This window comes from Anaerobacterium chartisolvens (assembly GCF_003337415.1).
Lineage (GTDB): Bacteria > Bacillota > Clostridia > Acetivibrionales > DSM-27016 > Anaerobacterium > Anaerobacterium chartisolvens.
Genome location: NZ_QPJT01000005.1, coordinates 40,337 through 58,972, shown reverse-complemented (window position 1 = coordinate 58,972; position 18,636 = coordinate 40,337). Strand labels below are relative to the sequence as shown.

Annotated in this window: 21 protein-coding genes; 2 read left to right on the top strand and 19 right to left on the bottom strand. The window is 42.8% G+C overall.

What is annotated here, in order from left to right; translation table 11 throughout:
* From DFR58_RS05695 to metG, 11 genes are all read right to left on the bottom strand, one after another.
* A complete protein-coding gene (locus DFR58_RS05695; protein ID WP_114296853.1) occupies window positions 1–597 on the bottom strand; it encodes an NfeD family protein in 597 nt (198 codons plus the stop codon).
* A gap of 103 nt (window positions 598–700) precedes the next feature.
* A complete protein-coding gene (locus DFR58_RS05690) occupies window positions 701–1,276 on the bottom strand; it encodes a DUF1836 domain-containing protein (protein WP_114296852.1) in 576 nt (191 codons plus the stop codon).
* Window positions 1,277–1,389: 113 nt separating this feature from the next.
* Entirely contained in the window at window positions 1,390–1,683 is a 294-nt protein-coding gene (locus DFR58_RS05685) for a putative signal transducing protein (protein ID WP_114296851.1), read from the bottom strand.
* 243 nt (window positions 1,684–1,926) lie between these two features.
* Window positions 1,927–2,112 (bottom strand): hypothetical protein, encoded by a 186-nt coding sequence (locus DFR58_RS05680; RefSeq protein WP_114296850.1) that lies wholly within the window; start codon window positions 2,110–2,112, stop codon window positions 1,927–1,929.
* 96 nt (window positions 2,113–2,208) lie between these two features.
* Window positions 2,209–3,351: a hypothetical protein gene (locus DFR58_RS05675; protein ID WP_114296849.1), complete on the bottom strand. Its 1,143-nt coding sequence runs from the start codon at window positions 3,349–3,351 to the stop codon at window positions 2,209–2,211.
* 108 nt (window positions 3,352–3,459) lie between these two features.
* A complete protein-coding gene (rsmA, locus tag DFR58_RS05670) occupies window positions 3,460–4,329 on the bottom strand; it encodes a 16S rRNA (adenine(1518)-N(6)/adenine(1519)-N(6))-dimethyltransferase RsmA (RefSeq protein WP_242987407.1) in 870 nt (289 codons plus the stop codon).
* A gap of 136 nt (window positions 4,330–4,465) precedes the next feature.
* The gene (locus tag DFR58_RS05665; RefSeq protein ID WP_114296847.1) at window positions 4,466–5,524 is read right to left on the bottom strand and encodes a 3D domain-containing protein; all 1,059 of its coding nucleotides are present in this window, start codon (window positions 5,522–5,524) and stop codon (window positions 4,466–4,468) included.
* A gap of 307 nt (window positions 5,525–5,831) precedes the next feature.
* Window positions 5,832–6,716 (bottom strand): polyadenylate binding domain-containing protein, encoded by an 885-nt coding sequence (locus tag DFR58_RS05660; RefSeq protein WP_114296846.1) that lies wholly within the window; start codon window positions 6,714–6,716, stop codon window positions 5,832–5,834.
* 84 nt (window positions 6,717–6,800) lie between these two features.
* Complete coding sequence (locus DFR58_RS05655) at window positions 6,801–7,502, bottom strand: coiled-coil domain-containing protein (RefSeq protein WP_114296845.1); 702 nt, start codon at window positions 7,500–7,502, stop codon at window positions 6,801–6,803.
* A gap of 21 nt (window positions 7,503–7,523) precedes the next feature.
* The gene (locus DFR58_RS05650) at window positions 7,524–8,294 is read right to left on the bottom strand and encodes a TatD family hydrolase (RefSeq protein ID WP_114296844.1); all 771 of its coding nucleotides are present in this window, start codon (window positions 8,292–8,294) and stop codon (window positions 7,524–7,526) included.
* A 168-nt stretch (window positions 8,295–8,462) separates the two neighbouring features.
* On the bottom strand, window positions 8,463–10,424 hold the full coding sequence (gene metG, locus DFR58_RS05645; protein ID WP_114296843.1) for a methionine--tRNA ligase: 1,962 nt from the start codon (window positions 10,422–10,424) through the stop codon (window positions 8,463–8,465).
* A gap of 227 nt (window positions 10,425–10,651) precedes the next feature.
* Here metG and DFR58_RS05640 point away from each other — a divergent pair, with 227 nt between their 5' ends.
* On the top strand, window positions 10,652–11,689 hold the full coding sequence (locus DFR58_RS05640; protein ID WP_114296842.1) for a tetraprenyl-beta-curcumene synthase family protein: 1,038 nt from the start codon (window positions 10,652–10,654) through the stop codon (window positions 11,687–11,689).
* 6 nt (window positions 11,690–11,695) lie between these two features.
* Here DFR58_RS05640 and DFR58_RS05635 read toward each other — a convergent pair whose 3' ends face one another.
* The 3 genes from DFR58_RS05635 to DFR58_RS05625 form a co-directional block, all read right to left on the bottom strand.
* Entirely contained in the window at window positions 11,696–12,697 is a 1,002-nt protein-coding gene (locus DFR58_RS05635) for a polyprenyl synthetase family protein (RefSeq protein ID WP_114296841.1), read from the bottom strand.
* 113 nt (window positions 12,698–12,810) lie between these two features.
* Window positions 12,811–13,335, bottom strand: coding sequence for a spore maturation protein (locus DFR58_RS05630; RefSeq protein WP_479722728.1), 525 nt, complete (start codon window positions 13,333–13,335; stop codon window positions 12,811–12,813).
* Between the two features lie 20 nt (window positions 13,336–13,355).
* Window positions 13,356–13,937 (bottom strand): nucleoside recognition domain-containing protein, encoded by a 582-nt coding sequence (locus tag DFR58_RS05625; RefSeq protein ID WP_114296839.1) that lies wholly within the window; start codon window positions 13,935–13,937, stop codon window positions 13,356–13,358.
* Window positions 13,938–14,313: 376 nt separating this feature from the next.
* Here DFR58_RS05625 and DFR58_RS05620 point away from each other — a divergent pair, with 376 nt between their 5' ends.
* Complete coding sequence (locus tag DFR58_RS05620; protein WP_114296838.1) at window positions 14,314–14,553, top strand: AbrB/MazE/SpoVT family DNA-binding domain-containing protein; 240 nt, start codon at window positions 14,314–14,316, stop codon at window positions 14,551–14,553.
* A gap of 170 nt (window positions 14,554–14,723) precedes the next feature.
* Here DFR58_RS05620 and rsmI read toward each other — a convergent pair whose 3' ends face one another.
* The 5 genes from rsmI to DFR58_RS05595 form a co-directional block, all read right to left on the bottom strand.
* A complete protein-coding gene (gene rsmI, locus DFR58_RS05615; protein WP_423230828.1) occupies window positions 14,724–15,593 on the bottom strand; it encodes a 16S rRNA (cytidine(1402)-2'-O)-methyltransferase in 870 nt (289 codons plus the stop codon).
* Window positions 15,590–16,357: a tRNA1(Val) (adenine(37)-N6)-methyltransferase gene (locus DFR58_RS05610; RefSeq protein ID WP_114296837.1), complete on the bottom strand. Its 768-nt coding sequence runs from the start codon at window positions 16,355–16,357 to the stop codon at window positions 15,590–15,592. Before DFR58_RS05610 ends, rsmI begins: the two co-directional genes overlap by 4 nt.
* A gap of 81 nt (window positions 16,358–16,438) precedes the next feature.
* Window positions 16,439–16,609 carry a DUF362 domain-containing protein gene (locus tag DFR58_RS05605; protein ID WP_114296836.1) on the bottom strand — a complete coding sequence of 57 codons (171 nt, stop codon included), beginning with the start codon at window positions 16,607–16,609 and terminating at the stop codon, window positions 16,439–16,441.
* 158 nt (window positions 16,610–16,767) lie between these two features.
* On the bottom strand, window positions 16,768–17,637 hold the full coding sequence (locus DFR58_RS05600; protein ID WP_114296835.1) for a PSP1 domain-containing protein: 870 nt from the start codon (window positions 17,635–17,637) through the stop codon (window positions 16,768–16,770).
* Window positions 17,637–18,629, bottom strand: a complete 993-nt coding sequence (locus DFR58_RS05595; protein WP_114296834.1) for a DNA polymerase III subunit — start codon at window positions 18,627–18,629, stop codon at window positions 17,637–17,639. The genes DFR58_RS05600 and DFR58_RS05595 overlap by 1 nt, the downstream gene beginning before the upstream one ends.
* Window positions 18,630–18,636 lie beyond the last annotated feature (7 nt).

Below are 18,636 nucleotides of genomic sequence, written 5' to 3'. Positions count from 1 at the left end.
TTAATTCTTATATTTTAGCTCTTCATTGAAACAGTTTTCTTCTCTGTCATACTCCTCCAAGCTGTCTATAGTGATTTTCTTGCCAACTACCGCAGTGTTCCCTGCTATTTCTTTTATTTTTACCGGTTCTCCCCTCTGTATTTCGCCTCCTTCTGCATCCCTTGCCGCCATGCTGTATCTTGTTCCGTTTATTGAACAGGCTATTTCTCCCATACCCTTATAAGGTATGGGTATGGTCACCTCAGCATCCATTCCGACAAGGTCATTTTGTGAGAAGGTTGAATCCGATTGAGAGCCATACATGAGCTTTACTATGCCGAAAAAAATGGCTGCGCCCACAATACCTGCAAAGCCAAGTGCAAAAGCAGAGCTCAATAAGTCTCCCATTTTAAAAGCAAGCTTTGATATAATCCCCACTGCTCCAAAGACAGTGACGGCGCTGGATATTACAATGGGGTTAAGAGGAGACGGCACGTCGGAATCCGCTCCGTGAGCGTGATCAACACCTCCGTGATCCGCACTGTGACCTCCCAAAAGCAATGAAAGGATAGAATAGGCAGCTCCAAAGGTAAAGCAGCCTATATACAGGTAAAGCATTTATATCCCCCCTTCGGCCTTTTAACAGCTCAAATTCATATTATTACTTCTATGCCAAAATTATGCCGGGACTTAAGCGGCACATCGTACTCTTATTGTACTCTTAAAGTATATATTCCTTCATAATCTCATTAATAAGATCCTTCATCGCCACTGTCTCAGCCATGATAGTTAAGGCTATCATAAAAGCTGCAGCAACATTTTTTTCCTTTTCATTTACGGCATCCTGGGATACCAGACTGTCAACCTTGTCAAAAATTTGAGGCAGAGACTCCTTCCACTTTCCCAGAGCTTCCTTTCGCATGGTTAGATAGTTCTTGTAAACATCGGTGGTTTTAATGATATCATCCTCAAAAATATCGGGGTTGTTGCGTATGGGCTGAAGTACCTTTTTTATATCCTCAAGAGAATAAATTTCCTTAAGGTTGTCTATCAAGGTAAGAAGTATCAAATGGTTTTTGGTGTAATACCTTTTATCTATAGGAGTGGGAAGCACACCCACTCTAACATAATTTTGAATCATTGTTTTGGTAAAATTTCTTCCCTGCTTGTCAAAAAATTTAACAACCTGAGATATTGTCAGCTCATCGCTTAAGGTCGCTATCTTCACCTGATCATCCCTGTCAATAATATGATTGGCGATTTCTAGCAAAGAGTCCTTGTCCATACATTTATCCACGCAACATCCTCCTCTATGTTTTGCACGCTTTTTATCTATATAATAACGTGTTTCACTCTATGATAATTCCATCATATATCTTTACAATGAAAATGTCAATAGCTGTGTTTTAATTAGCTCTTGTCTTCCTCCCGTTCGGCATTATCATCATCGGTATAAAAATCCTCCTCTTCAATATCGGCATTCAGAATTTCCGTCGCCTCTTGCAGCTTGTCCTTATGAACTAGCAAATCTATCCCGGATATGGGAACTCCTAAAATGATTTGCGCAAATCCGTCTACTCCTCTTACACTTCTTATTACAGGGATATTGCTTGCCTTGAGCAAGCCGGCAACCATTTCAAACTCAATATCATTAGGCACGGTAGTGAGATGAACCCAATCCTTTTTGTCCTCATTCTTTGCCATTTAAACACCCTCATTTCCTTTTATTTATATCTATTATACCATCTTTTATATACGCTTAAAATATAATATTCCAATACAAGATGCATAAAATATATCTGACACAGCATTTCGGAAAATCACCATAGGGATTACAATTTAAGCACCTTTTTCACATAACAGCATAATTATCCAAGAAAATGGTTAAAAAGAGCCAATATATTATGGCGTTTTATTCCAAATCCAGATTTTTAATAAGCTCCCTATCTATCTTCCCCTCACTTTGAGGGGAAGGAAAAGAAGGTCCATGTAGGACTTGTAGGATGTCTCTTCATTTCTTTTGCTAGCTGCTTTACATGCGCCTGCGTTGTTCTTCTCATTTTCTTCTCCAGCGCCCTTCTTTTTCTTCCCCTCGATGTGAGGGGAAGATAGAAGGGGAGTTAATATTTGCATTTTCGTCACTTAAATTAAATACACCCTCCAATGCAGTATGCATAAAATAAAAGGGGAGAAGAAATTTTCAAAAAATCACAAACCGCCCTCGTTAATTTATTTAAATTCCAGAATCTTTCCCGTATCCGGCTCCATATATATAAGCCAATACCCAAATGCCCCGTATCTAGGCTTGTTGCCCTCTATCTGAACCCATCTGCACAAATCTCCGAACGGCTTATCATCTACGCCGTAGACACCGGGAATTCCGCAAACCATATAATCTCTCTTTTTTGTTTTGTCCTCATATATACCGACTATAAGATACCTGTATTTATAATGGGCCATCATTACCAGAGGATTAAAGAAAAAAGGCGCCCTTATGCTGCTTTGATGAAAGATATTTCCAAGCTGTACAGGATTGTTCACCTTCCACCATTTGTAATCCTTCCTGTTGCTTCCGAACGGGTCGTATGGCTCAAAGCTGCTGTTAAAATTGCTCCTTAACATTCCCATATCGGGTAACGGCATTTTTAAATCCCCCGTATTGTCGGGCACATGCGGAGACGAATCATTTCCCGCAATACAGTCCCCGGAAGCGTCGTCTTCAGAGCAGTATGGGGCTTCGAGTGTTTCGTTTTGCTCCTCATGATTTATTTCGCAGCCTTCTTCCACAGCCTCGCTTATACCTTCGCATGTGCTTTGCTCCTCCTCAGCTGCCGCAATATTTCTCTCCTCCGTCCCGGCTTTATCATTGTCAATTTCTTGTTGCTCCGCCGCGCTGTCATTGTGCGCACACTGCTTTGCCTCCCCCTTTATTGCGTTTGAAGCTTCATTCAGCAGCTTTTTCCATGATGTAACGCTGTTTTTGCATGAGGATAGGGGATACTTAAATTTCACATTCTCCCCGCTGCCTTCCTGAGCTTGTATCGCGGCAGCATTAAATTGCTCTATCGGCACGCCCGTTTTCCCTACATTATCGGCATCAAATTCCCACTGCATAATGCCTTTGTTTTTTTGTACGGGTATAGTCCCCATGCAGACGCTCAGAAAGCTGTTCGGGTCATTTTTCATGATATACAATCTGTATGTAAGCTTGTCAGGATTCTCTTTAAGGTTGTGTACATTTAAGTCAATTACTCCTTTTCCGTCTCTGACCAGAATTTTGGCGTACCCCGACGGAGTGCCGGAGGAAGAGAAGCCGTCATCCTCATTGGCAAATATTAAAAAGCTTTTATAGAATCTATTCGCTTGCGCCACAATTTCACACCCCTTCATACCACAATCACTATCATTAAATATATATGTGTCAGGGATGAAAAAAAAAACCGTCCCTGTCTAACGCAAGGAGGTTTTTTTATTTTATTTTTATAAAGAATTGCCTTTTTCAAAAAAAGCATTTGATAGCTGCGCAAACTGTTCTATGCTGAGAGTTTCACCCCGGCGGCTTTCCCCTATGCCTGTATCCTCCAATACCTGCCTGATGTCTTGCTTGCCCTGTGCAAGGCACCCCGAGTTGCTGAGAGCATTTAAAAGTGTCTTTCTTCTCTGCCCGAAAGCAGCCTTAACTATTTTGAAAAACAGCTCCTCACTCTTTACCGTAACGGGAGGAGTCTTAAAAATATCCAGCCTGATTACAGTTGAGTAAACCCCGGGCTGAGGTATAAAGCAGTGGGGGGGGACATCAAAAACAGCCCTCGGGCGGGAATAGTACTGAACTGCAAGAGATAACGCACCATAATCCTTTCCTCCGGGGGCGGCAGTCATTCTCTCCGCTACCTCCTTCTGAACCATGAACACCATAGAATCTATTCCCGGATTCTCTTCCAAAAGCTTCATTATTATGGGAGTGGTTATATAGTAAGGCAGATTGGCGGCAACCTTAACAGCCTCCGGCTTCCGCTCCGGACTCAGCAAGCTTATTATATCCCTTTTTAAGTCCAGCTTCATGACATCATTATTTATTATATGCAGGTTGGAAAACCCCTTCAAGTTCTGCGCCAGCACTGGTATGAGGCGTGCGTCTATCTCTACCGCAAAAACCTCTCCCGCCCTTTTGCACAGCTCATGCGTCATGCTGCCTATTCCCGGGCCTATTTCAATTACCACATCCTCCTTCCCAACATCGGCAGCGTCCACTATCCTGTTAACTATGCCTTCATCATTAAGAAAGTTTTGTCCCAGAGCTTTTGTAAGCCTTATATTATTTTTTCTTATAATGCCTTTTATATTGTCCATAAGTACGCCCTTCATATGTAATTTTTAAGAAAACAATTAGCCGGAATACAAAATTCCGGCCAACATTAAAGTCCCTTATAAATGCCTGCATTTAAAGCAAGCCCAAATTCACATTGAATTTGCTTGTCTCCTTATATCAGCTTGTAAGCACATACACCTTTACGGTTTTACGTCCCCACTTACGGACCTCCTCACTGCTTTCAAAATAAAGGTCTATTATGTTTCCCTTTACTGCGCCGCCTATGTCGGCAGCCACGGCAAAGCCATAGTCGGCAGTCCGCCCTGTGCCTTCAATATACAGCCTGCTACCTAAGGGTATGACCTTGGGGTCCACAGCAACAATCCCTTTTTTGACCTTTCTTCCGGTATATGTTATTCCAAAGCCTGCGTCTCCGGGATTCTTCCCGGTGTCAGCATAGGAGGCCGTATAAGCCGTTGCCTTCATTGTTATCTGTTTTTTATAGCGCACGACCTCTCCCCTTGATGTCTTGAAGTTGAGAACCGTACCGTTTTCTATAATTTTATTCACCGGTGCAACAGCAACGCTGTCCTTTACAAGCTCCTTTACTACCTGCTTTCCATCCTCCATAATCACCTTGAAAAGCTTTTCTCTTATGCCCTCCTTTCCATTCTGTACCACTAACTGCTTGCCCTTGTCTATGCGATCGTTATTCTTGGTAACTACCTTGTACGGAACAGCGACCTTTTCCGTAACCATTTCCTCCTGAACCCTGATTATGCGTACGCTCAAATCCTTGGATATTTCAGTTCCAAGCTCCGCACCTACCAGCTTATCCTTATCGGATAATGCTATAGAATTTTTGGCAAGAACCTCTCCCAGCGTACCCTCATAAGCCATCAGCTTCTTCTGCCCGCCGTCAACAGTCACATAAATCGGCACTGCTCTCTTTATGTATATTTCGTTTCTTTTCATCTTTTGCAGCTTTCCGTCGAGCGGCAAATTAATATAATCATCGCTCCCCAGCTCTGTTCCACTTTGTTCCAGCACTTCTCTTACGGTATTTTTCATTGTTTTTAACAATGTGGCCTTGCCATCCACATTAATTGAAACTTCCTTTTTTAAGTTTAAAAAAACTCCCACTCCGGCGGATACGGATATTATAACCGCAATTAGTACAACCGTTATCTCTTTAAATGAAAAATACCTTTTAATATTTTTCGCAAGTGGTATCATCAACCAACCTCCTGTTTAAAATATTACAAGGGACTGTAGACATTTTATTGCAAAAAGAAATGTCTGTCAAATTTATTTCCATAATTATCCTTGTATCTCAAGTATTCTCTTAAGACTAATATATTATACCTGTAAATTAAAAATCTCAGAATTAAAATTACGGCAAGCTTCAAATCATTTTTAAGCAGTCTGAACATGATTCGTCCCTTCATCCTTTAATCTTGTTCAGACTATGTTAAAAGATGATACCTCCCGCGCACACAAAAAAACAGGCACTTACAGCACCTGTCTTCTATGTACCCTGTTTTTAATATTGAGGCCCCATATACGGGTTCATCATATTGTTCATATACGGATCATGGATTGAATTATCCGCTGGCTGCCCATACATCATAGGCTGCTGCATATTCATAAAAGGACACGGCACATTTGGCATCTGATTCATATACGGCATGGATGCCATATTGGGCATATACTCCATACCAGGCATCTGATGCATAGCCGGCATCTGCCCCATATTGGGCATGGGCGCCATATTGGGCATTTGACCCATAACGGGCATATAATTCATGCCATGCATGGGATTCATGTCAGGCATCTGTGCCATGTACGGCATGGGTGCCATATTTGGCATTTGATTCATAGATGGCATCTGCTCCATGTTTGGCATTTGATTCATAGATGGCATCTGCTCCATGTTTGGCATTTGATTCATAGATGGCATCTGCTCCATGTTTGGCATTTGATTCATGGAGGCCGTTTGCTCCATATTTGGCATTTGTCCCATGTATGGCATGGGAGCCATGTTTGGCATATGGCTTATGTATGGCATGTGTCCCATATTGGGCATGGGCATCATTCCGGGCATCTGATTCATAGCTGGCATCTGTGCCATATTAGGCATGGGCACCATTCCGGGCATCTGATTCATGTACGGCATCTGCGCCATATTTGGCATGGGTGCCATACCGGGCATCTGATTCATGGACGGCATCTGTGCCATATTTGGCATGGGTGCCATAGCAGGCATCTGATTCATGGACGGCATTTGAGCCATGTTAGGCATCTGTTCGGCGGGCTGAGCTGAATTCATGGAGGGCATCTGGCTTACAGGCGGTGTTTGTCCCATATGCTCAATACCCATATTCATGTTCATGTCAATATCTTCCTTTATCTTCTTTTCTTCCTTCATAAAAATACCTCCGGAACATAATTTTCTGTTATTACACTAACCATTATATGTCCCGGAGGTAAATTGGTGATAAAGCCTTGCATATCATGCAGAGATGCCGGAAATAAGCCAAAGATTTTTTGCCTTGTCAAAGGTCATTTCAAAGAATCTTTTGTTCACTCCCTCGGAATACTCCGACTCGCCGGCCCCTTGCGCCAGACCGACTTCAAGCTCAGCCTCAAGAGCTATACGTCCGTTTGCCGCCTCATTGCCGCTTTCCTGTGCTTGAAGCTTTATTGACTTAAGCTTTATACTGTTAATAATTTTTTTATACCTGTCCGCATATTCGGCCTGACTTAATATGTCTCCATTTTCCTTAAAATGCTCCGCCTCCAGCTTATATGAAATGTCATACTGCCCCTCGTCTATGCCCTGTACCCAATGCCTTACGGCTGTCTCCAAGGGCTTCAGATCCATCTGGCTCTTAAGCACATCAATTATGTCACTCTTCTCCTTTAGAAGCTTTTCATACTCAGCCTGCTTTTTTATCAGCTCATCCTTTTCCTTCTGCAGCTCGCTGTTGCTGCCCTCAAGCACATTAACACGGCTCTCTAAGTCTCTTGCCGAGTCCTCAAGATTTTTAATCTGCCTCCCCAGAGCGTCAATAGTAGCATCCTTATTCTCATTTGAATATTCAAGAGTTTTAAGACTCTCGGTATTCTGCTTTTTGTCCCACAGAAGGTAATTAAATGCCAAAAACACAGTCATAAGAATAGTGCATACCAGAACCAGCACAAGTTTTTTCATAATCCACCCCACATTTAAGCTTCAGGCATTTATATTAAACAGCCTTTTTGCGTTCTCGGTTGTTGCGCAAGCTACCTGCTCATATGTAAGACCCTTTATATCCGCTATTTTTTGCGCCACAAGACCTATATACCCGGAATCATTTCTCTTTCCTCTATAAGGCTCGGGAGTCATATAAGGGCAATCGGTTTCAATAAGAAGCCTGTCCATTGGGACATAATTTACAACCTCAATTGCTTTCCTTGCATTTTTGAAGGTTACCGCTCCCCCAATAGAAATATAAAAATTGTTGTCAAGAACGTCACGTGCCATTTCAACACTGCCTGAATAGCAATGAAAAACTCCTCCCGTCTCCTTAGAGTTCTCGCTCTTAATTATATCCAGAGTGTCCTCATGGGCTTCCCTGTCATGAATAATTGCAGGCAGCCCAAGCTCCTTAGCAAGGCCCAGCTGTCTGGCAAACCAGTGCTTCTGCAAATCCCTCGGGCAGGTATCATAGTAATAGTCAAGGCCTATTTCACCTATTGCGACAACCTTATGGTCAGATGCAAAATCCCGTATGGCGTTTAATATATTTTCATTAATTTCATGAACGTTATGGGGATGAATTCCCACAGCAGCATAAATAAAATCAAATTCCTGTGCGATAGAAACAGTTTCAACTGCCGACGACATGTTTGAGGAAGCATTTAATATATATGAAACTCCTGCTTCTCTGGCCCTTTCAATTACACTGTTCCTGTCTGCATCAAACTTAAGATCGTCATAATGTGCATGTGAATCAAACAGCATAAATATTCTCCTTACCGGTATTTATAGATAACGAGCCAAAACGCGCTGGCTATAAATATATTATATATCAAATTTAATATAGCGACAAATCTTTTTATTCCGGCATAGGCCCTGCGTTAAGCCCTTCTTGCGGTGATACCGTGAGAAGAGCTTAACGCAGGGCTAACTCTATCTTACCCTTGTTCCGCTTCCGATAATGCCGTCAACAGTTGCCAGCACCAGCTCCTTGTCATCGGAAGCCGCAAGGATCATTCCCTGTGATTCTATTCCCCTTAGCTTTACAGGCTTTAGATTTGCAACAAGTATTATATGCTTTCCCACCATATCCTTGGGAGAATAGCTCTTAGCAATTCCGGATACAACCTGCCTAACCTCGTCTCCCACCTGAAGCTTAAGCTTAAGCAGCTTATCCGCTCCTTCCACCTTCTCCGCCTCCAGCACCTTGGCAACCCTTAAGTCTATTTTGGAGAAATCCTCTATGGAGATCATGTCTCGCTGTAAAGAGTCTGAAGACTTCTCCTTGACTGCGGCTTTATCCTGCTTTTCAGGCGCCCCGGCCTCCGACATTTTTTCGAGCTCTTCCATTTCCTTTTTTAAATCTATTCTGGGAAAGATTATATCTCCCTTATTTACTGAAATTCCTTCCGGGTAAAGCCCCCATACCTTGCCCTCATCCCATGAGGTAAGAGTGCCCTCCTCTATTCCAAGCTGTGCCCATATTTTCGCCGGAGCTTCCACCATAAACGGCTGAAGCAGCACGGATATTATTCTTATACTCTCCGCAAGGTTATACATTACGCCTGCAAGCCTTGCCGACTTTGTCTCATCCTTTGCGAGCGCCCACGGCATTGTCTCATCAATATATTTGTTTGTTCTGGAAACAGCCGCCCATATTTCGGTAAGAGCAGAGCTGAATTGCATTTTATCCATCAGCGCCTCTACCCTTTGAGGCATTGATGCCACAACCGCCCTAAGCTCGGAGTCAAAATCCCCGTCAGCCCGGACAGAAGGAATCCTTCCTCCGAAATACTTGTCTATCATGGCTACCGTCCTGCTTACGAGATTTCCCAAATCATTTGCCAGATCGGAGTTTATCCTGTTTATAAGCGCCTCATTTGAAAATATGCCGTCAGAGCCAAAGGGTACCTCCCTTAAGAGAAAATACCTTATTGAATCAAGCCCGTACTTTTGTATCAGTATTTCGGGGTCTACTACATTGCCCTTTGACTTGGACATCTTTCCTCCGTCCAAAAGCAGCCATCCATGCCCGAATATCTGCTTGGGCAGAGGCTGTCCCAGAGCCATAAGCATTGCAGGCCATATAATTGTATGAAAACGCACAATTTCCTTCCCCACAAGATGCACATCAGCAGGCCAGTATTTTATGTAATCGTCCTCATTATCTCCCATATACCCCATGGCGGTAATGTAGTTGGATAGCGCATCAATCCATACATACACAACATGCTTTTCATCAAACGTGACGGGAATTCCCCAGTTGAAGGTTGTTCTGGATACGCACAAATCCTCCAGCCCCGGCCTTAAAAAGTTGTTCAGCATTTCATTCTGCCTTGAAACGGGCTGTATAAAATCAGGGTTGTCCTCTATATGCTTAATTAACCTGTCCTGATATTTGGACAGCCTGAAAAAATAGCTTTCCTCCTTTGTCAGCTCCACCTCACGCCCACAGTCGGGGCATTTCCCGTCCACAAGCTGCGTCTTTGTCCAGAAGGATTCGCAGGGTGTGCAATACCACCCCTCATATTCACTTTTATATATATCTCCCTGATCAAAAAGCTTTTTAAATATTTTTTGAACCACTTCCTCATGGTACCTGTCGGTAGTTCTTATAAACCTGTCATTCGTAATTTTCATAAGCTTCCATAAGTCTTTTATTCCCTCTACTATCTCATCAACATACTGCTTGGGGGTAATACCCCTCTCTTCAGCCTTTCTCTGAATTTTCTGCCCATGCTCATCGGTACCTGTAAGGAACATGACATCATACCCCTTAAGCCTTTTATATCTTGACATGGCATCTGCAGCAACGGTTGTATAGGAATGCCCTATATGAAGCTTTCCGCTGGGATAATATATGGGTGTTGTAATATAAAACTTTTTATTGCTCATAATATAAATGCTCCTTTACAATGTATAGTAATACTATACATATTCGGATTGATTTTTTCAAGGGTATTACATATATAGGACGCGATAAAGATTTTACAAACATAGAGGATATAATTGCTTACATCAAGTTATATCCTCTATGTAAAATCTTTATCGCTACATAATATGGTTAAGTAAAAAAAGCAGAAGGGTGGAAGGCCGGTATTAATAAGAAATATGACAGAGGAATGAAGCTTATATCTAAATATGTAAGGGATATTTTCCCTCAGGTTGACGAGGAGCTGTGCCGGTGGAAAAAAGCCTGCGCGGATGCAGGCGATCAAATGCTGCTGAATCAGGCTGCGGCAAGCATACGGGATAAAAAATTCCACTGTCAGGGCGGAAGTATTTATGCACTGTATCCCGGCATAGATACCAAAAAGGCAATAAAATTTATTGTATCTATCCAGACAATAAGCGATTACCTTGACAACCTGTGCGACAGAGCGGGAGTCTATGACGAAGAAGCCTTTCTCACTCTCCACCTGTCGCTGTCTGACGCCGTTACTCCCGACAGCCCCGCCTGCGACTATTACAAGCACTACCCATATAAAAATGACGGCGGCTATTTGACAAAGCTTGTAATGCAGGCTAAAAGTCAGTTGTCGGGGCTGCCCTCGTATCATCTGGTAAAAGATAAAATAAGGGATTATGCAAGGCGTTATTCTGAGATGCAGTCGTTTAAGCATCTCAGCTCTTCAGTCAGGGAAAAGCGCCTGAGAGAATGGGCAGAAGCTAATCTTTCAGAATACCGCGGCATAAGCTACTGGGAATATTCCGCAGCGGCAGGCTCAACACTCGGCATTTTCATTCTGTATGCTCTGGCCTTTGACCCTTCGCTGTCACCCCTTGAGGTAAGCAGTGTTGACAGCGCATATTTCCCATGGGTTTCGGGCCTGCATATACTTCTTGACTACTATATAGATCTTAAGGAGGATATTCAGGAAGGGGAGCTGAATTTTACTAGCTATTACAGGGATTTAACGCATTGCCGCGATAGGATGCAATACTTTATCCGCAAATCAACAGAGCACTGCTCAAGGCTTTGCTATTCAGAATTCCATATGACGGTAATAAAAGGCCTTCTATCGATGTATCTGTCCGACCCTAAAGCCTCTGAAAAAATGCAAAGACGGCCGGCCAGAGGACTCATAACGCAATCGGGAGTCAAGGCAGGGTTTTATTATAATATTTGCAGGCTTTTAAGAGCTGCAAGCATATTATAGAATTTTTTATTTAATTCTTGATTTTACAATATCGGTGAGTCTGAAAAGAAGCTCTGTATATTTTGAAGCCGGAAGTGCTTTAAGACTTGTCTTTGCTTTAGAAATATGCCTGCCCGCCGCGCGGAAGGAATCGGCAATGGCGCCTGAGTCCTCCAATGCCTTAAGCACCTCATCCATTACATTTTCCGGGTAAGCTCTTCCCTGTATTACTCCGTTAATCCATTCCGCGTACTTGTGATTTTTCTGTAAAAGCACTATGGGTATTGTAATGTTTCCCTGGCAAAGATCTTCACCCTTGGGTTTTCCCATAATATCGGCATTTCCGCAGAAATCAAGGATGTCATCCACTATTTGAAATGCAAGTCCAAGGTTAAGCCCATACTCTCCCACAGCCTCAAGACTTCTGATATCCGCTCCTGCCGCTGCGGCGCCGGACATGCAGCAGCATTTCAAAAATATGGCGGTCTTTTCCGAAATGCGTTCATAGTACCTTTTCATGTTCACCCTGGTGCTGTGGCGGTCATGGGCCTGAGATATTTCACCCCTGCACATGCTTTGAACCGCCTCTACCATATAGCTCATGCTTTTTAAAAGCCTGTCCTGAGCTAAAATGCCAAACGCCTTGGCAAAAAGGTAATCCCCGCACAATACCGCAAAGTGGTTGCCCCACAATTTATTTATGGACGGCCTGCTTCTCCTCATACACGATTCATCTATGATATCATCATGTACAAGAGACGCCATATGTATAAGCTCCGCTGCCGACGCGGCATGTACAAGCTCGGGACTCTGAGGCGAGAATACAAGACCGCAGCACATAACAAGCAATGGTCTTATTCTTTTGCCTCCCGCGCTCATTATATGACTGCACATTTCTCTGACACATCCTTTGCTGTCGGACAGTATATTATAAAGATCCCTTTCAACCGTTTCCAGGTCAATTATTTCGTATATATCCGGCTTAATGCCGCTATAATTCGCCTTACTCTCTCTATATGCAACAGTCAAGCTTATCCTCCCTGCAGGTCTAAATATTGCGGGCTGTGATACAACAACCTATCAGCTATAGTTTGCCCACAAAATTCATATATACACACTTTGCTTTAAAAAACCCGATTCGGTTATTTCCCAAAAAACAGAGTGCATACCCATACAGATGCCATAACGCTGATTAAATCGGCAAATAATGCCGCCGCCAGAGTATACCTTATATTTTTAATTCCCACCGACCCAAAATAAACCGCAAGGGTATAAAAAATAGTTTCGGTAGATCCCATCATAGTGGAGGCTACTCTTCCCACAAAGGAATCAGGCCCATTGGCCTTCAATATATCAGATACCAATGCAAGAGACGCACTGCCTGAAACAGGGCGCAGAAGCGCAAGAGGAATTGTCTGGCTCGGTATCCCCAGATACCTCACAACGGGATTTACGGCATGGATCAGAAGGTCGAGAGCCCCCGATGCCCTGAACACTCCAACAGCCACCATGAGACCCACAAGAGATGGAATAATGCGAACAATCGTAGCTATTCCTTCCTTTGCCCCCTCTATAAAAACATCGTACACCTTTACATCCTTATACATTCCCATTGAAAGTATGCAGAGAAAAATCACAGGCACGGCATAGGATGAAAGCATATTCATTATTTCCATAATTTTTTTCCTTACCTTCCGTACAGCTTTGACAAAAGCTTGGCGCATATTATTCCCGCAATGCTGGCGCATATGGTTGCCAGCCATATGGGCACAATAATCTCCGATGGGTTGGCAGAGCCCGCCGCAGCTCTCACCGCAATAATTGTGGCAGGTACAAGCTGTATTGCCGAGGTATTTAAAACAAGAAACATGCACATTGGATCTGTAGCCGTCTCCTTTCGAGAATTTAGCTTTTGCATTTCATTCATTGCCTTTAATCCCAATGGGGTGGCGGCATTGCCAAGACCTAAGAAATTGGCCGTAAAGTTCATTACAATAGCCCCAACCGCCGGATGTCTGTCAGGTATTCCGGGAAACAGGAATTTTACGGCGGGCCGTATAAGCCGTGATATAGACCTTACAAGCCCGCCTTTTTCAGCTACGTTCATAAGCCCTGTCCATAGGCACATTACACCTAACAGCCCTATGCACAGCTCTATTGCATCCTTCGCCGAGCTGATTGCGGCTTGAGTTACCACATGTGCCCTTCCATTCATAATTCCCACTAAAAAACCCATTATGAGCATAACAGCCCATACATAATTAAGCATACTACACCCCCATATATTTATATGTGCAAAGCCGCTGGAAGATTCAATAAACGCGTGTTCATTACGCACTTAATATATGTGTCGAATTATGTCGCAGAGTATTCAGACCCCCTTTCCCAGTTAAAATATGTAATATATAATTTAATATATTTATATATTTTTTGTTTTTAACATCATAAAATTGGGATATAATATATGTAATGCTTACTAATAAACGTCTGTATGCTTTTATTCATGCGGGTTTATACGCATATTGAAAGTTTTCAATAACATTTTTTTGAATTTTTTTAAATTAATTGTTGACGTTTATTGGAATTTATGGTACTATGATTTTAAAGAACTTTGTCGAATACTGTAATATTTAGGAGGAAGGAAAATGAAATCTACTGGAATTGTAAGAAAAGTTGACGAATTAGGGAGAGTTGTATTGCCTATAGAGCTTAGAAGAACTCTCGACATCGCTGAAAAGGACGCACTGGAGATCTATGTTGACGGGGCCACCATTATTCTCAAAAAATACGAGCCTGCATGTATATTCTGTGGCGATGCCAAGGATGTTACAGTCTACAAGGGTAAAAACATCTGTCCAAACTGCATGAAGGAATTAAAGAGCTAGTACTTTTTAATACGACAAATTTCCTTTAATTAAGGTAAAAGCACTTTATGCCTGTAAGGCACAAGACGTAATACAAGGACTTAAAAAAAATAAAAGTCTGACCGTTAAAGATAAAAGCGTGTCTTTTAATTTTTAACGCTCAGGCTTTTATTTTAATTCCGCCGGCTTTTTTACAGCAAGGCATTGTAAACATCCCTTTTACTAACTCCCCTGTCGTCGGCAGCTTTCCTAATTGCATCCTTCTTATCCAATCCTTCGGATATATAAATATCCACATGCTCTCTTATGCTTATGCTCTCCCATTTGCGTTTTTCCTTCATGTCAAGCTCACAGGCATCAGCACCCTCAAGCACGAGTACAAATTCTCCCCTTGGAGATACAGAGGAATATTTATCCACGGCCTGCGACAACGTACAGCCAAAAATCTCCTCATACCTCTTTGTCAGCTCTCTGGCAATCGTTATGTTCCTATCTCCCAGAGCTTCATACAGGTCGTTTAAGGTATGCGTCAATTTATGAGGTGCCTCATATAAAATTATTGTTCTGGTTTCATCCTTAAGGTCAGAAATTCTTTGCTTCCTCTGCTTCTTATTCATGGGCAGAAAGCCCTCAAACACAAAGCGCCCTGTGGGCATTCCCGACAATACCAGCCCCATAATTGCGGCAACGGGCCCCGGAGCCATGCTCACCTTTATATTGCTCTGCACAGCCAGCCTTACCAGGTCCTCTCCCGGATCGGATATCCCCGGAGTTCCTGCATCCGATACCACCGCAATGTTCTTTCCCTCGAGAAGCAGCCGGATCAGATAATTTCCCTTTTCGGCCTTATTATGCTCATAATAGCTTACCATGGGCTTTTTTATATCGAAATGGTTAAGCATCTTTATTGTCTCTCTTGTATCCTCCGCGGCTATTAAATCCACATCTTTAAGAATGTTTAAGGCCCTTATGGTAATATCTTCAAGATTACCTATAGGCGTTGCCACAAGATACAGCGTGCCGCTATTTATTGCGCCGCTATTCATTGCGCCTTTACTCATTTCTTAACCTCATCTCTGCAATAAATCTCATTAATTTCCCTTGAGTACTCTCCGGTTTCATCATAAATATACAGCGGCTCCATCATTTTGAGCTGCGGCCGCCCTCCCCGGGTTCCCTTTATAAGTATAAGGTTAGCTCTTTTGTAAGGTGACGGGTGGACAAATCTTATATATTTAGGCTCTATACCATAATTTCTCATAAGGCAAGCTATATCCACAAGCCTCTCAGGCCTGTGAACCATGGCAAGCTGTCCTCCCGGCACCAGCATCCTGCTGCCTGCAGCTATTACGTCCTCAAGCGTACACATAATTTCATGGCGCGATATTGCCTTTGTGTCATCAGGATTTACCAAGCCCCCTCCCTTATTCATATAAGGAGGATTGCTCACTGCCACATCAATGCTGGAGGGAGCAAAGAATTCGTGGCTTTTCTTTATATCGCCGCATATTATTCTTACTCTGTCCTGAAGGTCATTAAGCAAAACACTTCTTCCTGCCATTTCAGCCATTTCCTGCTGTATTTCAAGGCCCGAAAGGCTTTTTGCCTGAGTCTTTCCCGCAAGGAGTATGGATATTATGCCGGTGCCTGTCCCCAAGTCGGCCACTCTGTCATTCCTCTTGACATCGGCAAAGCTGGCAAGAAGCACCGCATCTACCCCAAAGCAAAAGCCTTTTGTTTTCTGTATTATTTTAAGACCCTTATACTGCAAATCATCAATTCGTTCATTCTCAAGCAATTCTATTTTCAAGCTTAAAACACCCATCCTGATTTATTTAAAGCTTTTATATTCATGTAAAAAAGGCCAAGTAAGATTAACTCCTACCTGACCCCTTTGGTAATATAATTATTTCTGCTGAGGAGCATCAACCGGACAGACATTAGCGCATGATCCGCAGTCTATGCATACATCCTCATCAATAACATATACATTGTCCCCCGCCGAAATACATGATACGGGGCATTCCGACTCACATGCACCGCAAGCAATGCAAGATTCGTTTATAACATATGCCATTATAACAACACCTCCTTAAAGGATTACTGATACTACTGGTATTTTCTGTATAATAAAACTTCTAATTACCGATATTATTCTATCATTAAAGCTTTAATATGAAAACCTTTTTTTTATTTTTAAATTGTTTTTAACATATCAAGCCCAAAGCTCATTATTTAGTCCTCGAGCTGCTTTAGAACCTCAATATCTATATCCCCGTAATCCTCACGGGCAACATCCTTTATTACCCTTACCTCACTTGAATTGTATAGCTTCAAATCCGTCTCATTGACCTTATCCAGCTTTACCTTAAGCATTTCCTTAAGCAGGCTTACCGCCATTACCGTTCCATTTCCCTCCGGTGTCTCCACGATAGCTCCCACCTTAGGCACTCTCCTCAGTATTTCATCATAGGCATCCTGCTCATATTTAAGGCAGCACATCAGCCTCCCGCAGGTGCCTGAAATTTTGGTGGGATTTAATGAAAGCCCCTGCTCCTTGGCCATTTTTATGGATACCGGCTGAAATTCTCCAAGAAAGGATTTGCAGCAAAGCACCCTTCCGCAGATCCCTATTCCTCCCATCATTTTGGACTCATCTCTCACACCTATTTGCCTTAGCTCTATTCTGGTTTTGAAAACTGCGGCCAGATCCTTTACCAGCTCCCTGAAATCCACCCTTCCATCGGCTGTAAAGTAAAACAATACCTTATTGTTGTCAAAGGTATATTCCACATCTATTAATTTCATATTTAAATTATGCGCCCTTATCTTCTGCAGGCATATGTCAAACGCTTCTTTTTCCCTTCTGTCATTGTCCTCAGCGTGCTTTCCGTCCTCCTCGGTGGCAATTCTGATTACCTTTTTAAGAGGAGCGACTATTTCCTCGTCCGGCACATCCCTGTTAGGCACCACGACAAGTCCATACTCTATGCCTCTTGCCGTTTCGACTATTACATTTGAATTCAACTGTATCTCAAAGTCTCCGGGGTCAAAATAGTATATCTTCCCCGCCTTCTTAAATCTCACACCCACTACCTTTACCATTAACTGTATTCCTCCTGCAGCTTCATAAGCATTACTTCCACGGATAGCTGAAAGCTTGCATTCTGAGCTATGCTTCTACGTGCCTTTTCTATTTCCTCAATACTGTTTACCAGCTTTTGAGACGTAAACTTATGCGCACTATTTAATATGATATCCCTTTTGTCTGAATTAATCAACATGTTTTCTTTTCCGGTATTTTTATACACCAGCAGATCTCTGCAAAACAGCAGCATCGCGTCAAAAATTACGTTTGCGCTCTCCTTATTGCTTTCAAAAAAATCATATTCACGGAATACACCTGAAAGAGAAGCTTTTGCCGAAAGCCTCATAAAAACATCCACCGCGGAATCCCTTAAGGAAGCAAATTCCTCTGAGTCCGCTATTTGAAGGGCAGCCCCTATTACTCCGTCTGCATAAGCGGCCAGAAAGTCAAGCCTTGGATTATTCTCTCCAAGCCTGTCCGCCAATACCGTTCTTACCTCTTGAGGTGTATTCTTTCTGAAATTATATCGCAGGGTTCTTGAGCGTATAGTCTCCATAAGCGCCTTGTAATTGGACGCAGTAAGTATTATAACGGCGTAGGGCGGCGGCTCCTCAAGTATTTTGAGCAGGCAGTTCTGAGCCTGCACCGTCATATTTTCCGCATCGGCAATAACATAAACCTTCTTTTCAGAGTACAAAGGCTTTACAAGTATACTGCTCTGGATTCCACGTATCTCCTCTATTCCTATCGCCGAATTTTCCCTCTCAATAACAAAAAAGTCAGGGTTTGAGCCCTCCATATAGGTGCTGCAGGACGGACAATTGGCGCAGCTTGCCATATCGGTCCTGCAGGTGCAAAGAAGCATTCCGGCAAAAAGCTTTGCCACCGTTCTTTTTCCTATCCCCTTAGGACCGGTAAAGACATATGCGTGTGCCACCCTGTCATTTTTTATTGAAAAAGCAAGTCCGTCAATCACTTCTCTCTGGCCTGTTATATTGTTAAAGCTCAATCCAAAC